Raw genomic sequence first — 5,738 nt, forward strand, 5'->3', positions numbered from 1 at the left:
GGAGTGATCAGCGGGGATCGGGGAATGACCGATATCGTTCTCCGCCTGCCGGGACCCGGCGGGACCCGGCGGGATCTCCCGGGATCCGGCGGGCCGACTACCCTGGACAGGGATACGGGGGCGGGGTATGAGCCGTCGCCCCCGGGTCGCCCCGGCCCGGCCCCGGGACGGGATCACCACGAGACCGCGGATCCACCGCGTACGGAGGAGAAGCATGACCACTCCGCGGGAGACCGCAGTCGAGCACGGCGGTCACGGGTACAGCAAGGACAAGGAAGCTCACCTCAAGCGCCTGCGGCGGATCGAGGGCCAGGTCCGCGGTCTGCACCGCATGGTCGACGAGGACGCCTACTGCATCGACGTCCTCACCCAGGTGTCGGCCTCCACCAAGGCCCTGCAGTCCTTCGCCCTCCAACTGCTCGAGGAACACCTGCGGCACTGCGTCGCCCGCGCGGCCATCGAGGGCGGCCCGGAGGCCGACGCGAAGGTCGCCGAGGCGACGGCCGCCATCGCCCGCCTGCTGCGCACCTGAGCCGACCGGGACCCCGCCCACCGGGCCGGAGCCGGTGGCCACCCCCTACCGGGCCGCGACCGTGCCGTCCGCGACCTCGCCCTCCGGCGGCACCCGTACCTCCACCGGCACCCCGAAGTCGAGGAGTTCGGTGGTGGAGACCAGATCCGCCGGCCGGGGCGGGCCGGCGGGACGCCCCGGCCCGTCCGCCCCCGTGCCGGTCGGCCCGAAGCGATAGGTGATCCGACGCAGCAGCCCCTCGTCGTCCAGCCACGCCTCGAAGGTCACCTCCCGGCCCGCCAGACCGGCCGCCACCGCCTCGAACTGCCCCTCCTCGGGCAGGCCGCGCACCGCCCGTGCCGCCACCACCGGATCCACCGTGCCCCGGTGGTGCCACAGGCGGTCGCCGTCCGCCCGGACCCGCCCACGGTCCTCGGCGTGCGTCACCCCGCGCAGCAGGGCCGCCGCCGTCGCCGGATCGGTGGCGCCGCCGGTCACCAGATTGCCGTCCGGCACCCCCGCCGTGCCCACCCGGACCCAGGTGTCCGGTGGCACCTCCCCACCCCGGTTGCGCAGGTAGATCTCGCCCGGACCGAAAACGGTGATCACCGGCCCGTCGTGCGGCGCCCTTCCACCGGCCGCCTCGGGAACGGTCAGCTCCAACTCCCCGACCCCGGAACCGTGGTCGAAGACCCCCTCACCGGTGATCACCACCCGGGTACCGCCGGAGGCGGTCTCCACCGCGGTGCGCACCCGTGAGGTACCGGCCGCCGCGAGCACGTCGGCCGCCCGCGACAGCCGCTCCACCGGCCCGGGGGACGCCCCGTCCGGGTCGAGGGGCCCGGACGGCACCGCCGCGACCGGGGCCGGGTCCCCCGGTACGGTCCCCCCGCTCGCCGGGGAGCACCCCGTCACCGCGCCGACCACCGTCAGCGCCACCATCAGGGCCACCGCCGGTGCCGGTGCCGGCGTCCTCCGCCCGGGGGCCGCCCGTCGCTCCGCCATGGGTTCCGCTCCTCGTTCCCGGGGTTCCTGCCGATCGCCCTCCGGCGACCGCCGGGGCCCACCACCCCGGACAGCCCGGACGCCCCGCTCAACGAATTCCCCCGGGGACCGTCACGGTCGGCCCCGGGGGATGACTCGATACGGTGGTGGCGTGCACGACGAACGCGCGGCCGAGCCGCCCGCTCAGGTGTCCGACGGCCACCGCATCACCCTGGTGGAACGGGGGCCGTTCCTCGCCCCCCGGTGCAGTTGCGGGTGGCGGGGACCGGCCAGGCGGTCCCGTCCCCTCGCCCGGGACGAGGCCGCGGGACACGTGGAGGACATCGGGGGAACGACCTCGGGGTGACCCCGGCCCCCGTCACCCCCCGGAGGACGCGGACCACCCGAACGGCCCCGATCACCGCCGAACCCCCGTCCGGCGACACGGACGGGGGTTCGGCGGTGATCGGACCCCGGCGGCGGGCGACGGGGGCGCGCGGTGCTCGAACGGGATCAGGCTCCCGGTTCACCGCCCCGGCCCGGGGGACGAGCGGAGACGGCCACCGCCGGCATCTCCGCGCGCTCCGAAGCCCCCGGCTCGCCCGACGACGGTTCGACCGACGACGGTTCGACCGGCTCCGGCGTCCACCGGTCCGGGGTTCCCGCCGCGCCGACCGGCTCCGCGGGGTCGGTGCCGGGAGCCGGGAGCGGCGGGTCGGCGATCCCGGTGGACACCGGCGCCGGCCCGGGCGCCAGCCCGTTCAGGGGTCCGAGGGAGGCGCACAGGCGCACGGCGGGCGTCAGGACGGCCGTGGCCGCCGGGTACAGCAGCAGCGCGACCGCCGTGCCCAGGGCGTAACCGCCGATGACGTCCGTGGGGTAGTGCAGTCCCATCAGCACCCGGCAGAATCCCTGCGCCAGTGCCACGGCCAGGGCGATCAGACCGATCCTGCGGTGCACGAGCAGCAGCGCCACCGCGATGGTCATGGCGCCGGTGGCGTGGTCGCTGACGAAGGAGTACCCGGTCTTCCCGTCGAGCATGACGTTCAGGTCGGTGTGGTCCAGGAACGGCCGGGGTCTGGCCACCAGCTCGCGGATCGGGCCGTTGGCGAGGAAGGCGACACCGGCCGCGACGGGGGCCCAGAGGGCGGCCGCCACGGCCACCGGCGCGTTCGGCGAGCGCCGCACCGCCCACCAGGCCGCCACGCAGAGCAGCAGGGCCAGAACGGGCAGGCCGAATTCCCCGATGAAGGTCACCAGGGGTTCGAGGCGATCGGGCAGGGCGTCACCCAGGTTGTTGATCCGTCGCAGTATCCCGATGTCCGGATCGGTCAGCTCGGCCACCCGCCGTCACCCCTTTCCCGTCTCCCCGTCCGTGTCCCGCGCCCGTCGTGTCCCGTGTGGCGGCGTGCCGGGTGTCGCCCGCGCGAGCGGGTCCCCGGTGCGTGGCCCTCATGCGAATCGATCATCATCCGAACCGATCAACGCCACCGGTATCGGTCGGCGTTCCGACATCCACGGAAGTCACACCGATGCGTTATCGAAGAGATACGCCCACCCGCGGACCACCGGGGCGCCCCGACCACCCACGACACCCACCTCACCAACGGTAACCGATGAATCACGCGGCGACAGGCCGTGTCGCCCCGAAGTAGTCCGGCGAATCGATCGGGTCGAACCGGATCACCGCCCCCGTGTAGGGCGCGTTGATCATGTAACCGCCACCCACGTAGATGCCGACGTGGTTGATGCTGCGGGAATCGGTCAGATCGGTCGCGAAGAACACCAGGTCACCGGGGAGCAGTTCGTCACGGGAGGGGTGCGGACCGGAGTGCCACTGGTCGTTCGCCACCCGGGGCAGCTCTATGCCCACCGACTCGAAGGCCGCCCGGGTCAGACCCGAACAGTCGAACCGCCCGTCGTCCTCCGGGGTGCCGTCCCCGCCCCACAGGTACGGCGTACCCAGGTGGGACTGCGCGAAGTGCACCGCCCCCGCCGCCGCCTCCGACGGCGGCAACCGCTCCTCGACCACCGGGGCGGCGAAACTCTCCTCCATCGCCCGGATGGTCTTCACGTAGTGCTGCGTCTCCGCGTACGGCGGGATCCCCTGGTAGCGGATCACCGCGTACGGACCTGCGTTGTACGAGGCCAGCATGTTGTCCACGGGGTCGCCGGGCACGTCCCGCACGTACTGCGCCATGGCGCAGTTGTAGGCGGCCGCCGAGGGGATGGCGTCCTCCGGATCCCACACGTCGATCCGACCGTCCCCGTTCCCGTCGATGCCGTGCGAGGCCCACGTCTCGGGGATGAACTGCGCTATCCCCTGGGCCCGCGCGTGGCTCTGCGCGGTCGGCTGCCAGCCGCTCTCCTGCTGGAGTTGGGCCGCCAGCAGCGCGGGGGACAACTCGGGGCAGAGGTTGCCCCACCGACTCACCAGGGGCTCGTACTCCACCGGCACCGAGTTCTGCGCCAGGCGACCGCTCCCGGAGCCGCCGACCCCACCGCCACCGGCGGCGGCGAAGACGCCGATGACGAGGAGCGCCATGAAGGCGCACAAACCCCCGAAACCGATCCCGGACCACAGCAGTGCCTTGCGCATGTCCTCAACTGTGCCCCAATTCCCCACCGTTGTCTGCCGACAACCGTCGGGTACCGGCCGCACGCCGAGGCACCGAGCCGCGCACCGGGCGCACCGGGGGTGCACCCCGCCCGGGGACCCGGGCGCCGGGGGAGACGAACTCGCCTGTCGGGTGATCATTCCCCTTGGCGCATGGTGCAGTTCACCTTCCGCCCGCTCACGAAGCGGGTCGGAGCGTGGCACAATCCGAAACAGAGGCCCAACACGGGCACATGCGATCAGGAAGCGGAAGGCGGTGGGCGCGGATGTTCCTCTCAGCGGATGAAGCCGACATCACCGAGATTATCGGCGGAATCGCTCCGGACTGGGGGCCCTTCGCCACACTTGGCGGCGAGGCCCGGACCATGGTCCAGGTCATCATGGCCCTGGCCATCATCGTGTGTCTGGCCATCGCCATCTGGGGCGCCGCCAAGCAGCGGATCGGTGCCACCGCGATGCGGGACACCTTCAGCGCCGAGCAGGGCAAGGGTCTGATCGTGGCAGGACTCACCGGGGTCTTCATCATCGGTTCCCTCGGCACGTTGTTCACGATCGTGTACGGCATGGCCGTCTAGCGACGGGGCGCCCTCCCGCCCGTCTCCCGGGCGGGGTTCCCGTTTCCCGGCGCGCCCCTCCGTACGAGGAGCCGGTCACTCGATCCCGAGTCGGAGCAACCGGCCCCGGTCACCGGCACCGCCCGGTTCACCCGAGGGGCCGGTGTCCAACACCCACAGGTTGCCCTCACCGGCATCGGCGATCCCTGCCGGGGTGGTCCCTCCCGGCAGGTCGAACTCCTCCGGTTCGGCGTACAGTCGGGTGCCCGCGAGGGGAAGCCGCAGAAGTTCCCCGGCATCGGTGACCACCCACAGGCTGCCCTCGGCATACGCCATGGCTACGGGAGACCCTCCGTCCCCCGGGCGGTGAAGGACGTCATCGGTCGGGGAAGCACCGCCGACCCCGGTCCCCACTCCGATGACGAGGGCTTCCCCCCCATCGGACCTACCGGTGAGCCACAACCGGCCCACCGTGTCCGTCGCGAGGCCGTCCACCGTCTCCCAGCCCGAGGACAGCGTCTCGGGGGAGGCCGCACTCCCACGTCCGGCGAAACGCATCACCGTTCCCACCGGCCCCTCGGTCCCGTCGGCGCCCCCCACGCCGGCGTACAGGTCGCCATCGGGGGTGACGAACAGCCCTCCGGTCCGGGTCCCCGGAGTATCGGGAAGACCCGGGAGGACGCGCTGTCCAGGTGTCAGTTGATCGCCCGCCGGGCGCTGTTCGTCCCAGCCGAAACGCATGATTCGCGCGTCGGAGACGGTGGTGTAGTAGGCGTGCACGTACGTCTCGTCCGCCGCGAGGGCCAGCAGCCCGCCCGCTCCGCCGGCCTCGACGGCCCGCACCGTGCCGACCTCGGTGATGTCACCGGTGTCGGGGGAGACCCGGTGGATGGTGCCGGTGGTGCGGGAACCGACCAACAGATCGCCGTCGGGCAGGACGGCCGGGCCGACCGGCGCCTGGATGCCCGGCAGCGCCACGGTTCCCACCACCTCGGCGGAGCCCTCCGCCGGGGGCGGTGGTGGCTCGGTGGGTTCCGGCTCCGGGACGGGTTCCCCGCCGGCGTCCCCGCCC

Annotated in this window: 7 protein-coding genes; 3 read left to right on the plus strand and 4 right to left on the minus strand. The window is 73.1% G+C overall.

What is annotated here, in order from left to right:
* Positions 1–214 precede the first annotated feature (214 nt).
* Complete coding sequence (locus tag FNQ90_RS10745) at positions 215–532, plus strand: metal-sensitive transcriptional regulator (protein WP_182606164.1); 318 nt, start codon at positions 215–217, stop codon at positions 530–532.
* A gap of 45 nt (positions 533–577) precedes the next feature.
* Here the strand turns inward: FNQ90_RS10745 and FNQ90_RS10750 are convergent, their stop codons facing one another.
* Positions 578–1,516, minus strand: a complete 939-nt coding sequence (locus tag FNQ90_RS10750) for a hypothetical protein (RefSeq protein ID WP_182606165.1) — start codon at positions 1,514–1,516, stop codon at positions 578–580.
* A 151-nt stretch (positions 1,517–1,667) separates the two neighbouring features.
* Here FNQ90_RS10750 and FNQ90_RS10755 point away from each other — a divergent pair, with 151 nt between their 5' ends.
* A complete protein-coding gene (locus FNQ90_RS10755; protein WP_182606166.1) occupies positions 1,668–1,862 on the plus strand; it encodes a hypothetical protein in 195 nt (64 codons plus the stop codon).
* Between the two features lie 146 nt (positions 1,863–2,008).
* Here FNQ90_RS10755 and FNQ90_RS10760 read toward each other — a convergent pair whose 3' ends face one another.
* On the minus strand, positions 2,009–2,839 hold the full coding sequence (locus FNQ90_RS10760) for a phosphatase PAP2 family protein (RefSeq protein ID WP_182606167.1): 831 nt from the start codon (positions 2,837–2,839) through the stop codon (positions 2,009–2,011).
* A 277-nt stretch (positions 2,840–3,116) separates the two neighbouring features.
* Positions 3,117–4,094, minus strand: a complete 978-nt coding sequence (locus tag FNQ90_RS10765; RefSeq protein WP_143622708.1) for a C40 family peptidase — start codon at positions 4,092–4,094, stop codon at positions 3,117–3,119.
* 284 nt (positions 4,095–4,378) lie between these two features.
* On the opposite strand from FNQ90_RS10765, the gene FNQ90_RS10770 reads away from it, so the two are divergent.
* Positions 4,379–4,687 (plus strand): hypothetical protein, encoded by a 309-nt coding sequence (locus tag FNQ90_RS10770; RefSeq protein ID WP_143622710.1) that lies wholly within the window; start codon positions 4,379–4,381, stop codon positions 4,685–4,687.
* A gap of 75 nt (positions 4,688–4,762) precedes the next feature.
* On the opposite strand, the gene FNQ90_RS10775 is transcribed toward FNQ90_RS10770, so the two are convergent.
* The coding region (locus FNQ90_RS10775) for a PQQ-dependent sugar dehydrogenase (protein ID WP_228471031.1) at positions 4,763–5,738 on the minus strand (976 nt) is incomplete at its 5' end.

This window comes from Streptomyces alkaliphilus (assembly GCF_014141535.1).
GTDB classification, from domain to species: Bacteria; Actinomycetota; Actinomycetes; order Streptomycetales; family Streptomycetaceae; genus Streptomyces; species Streptomyces alkaliphilus.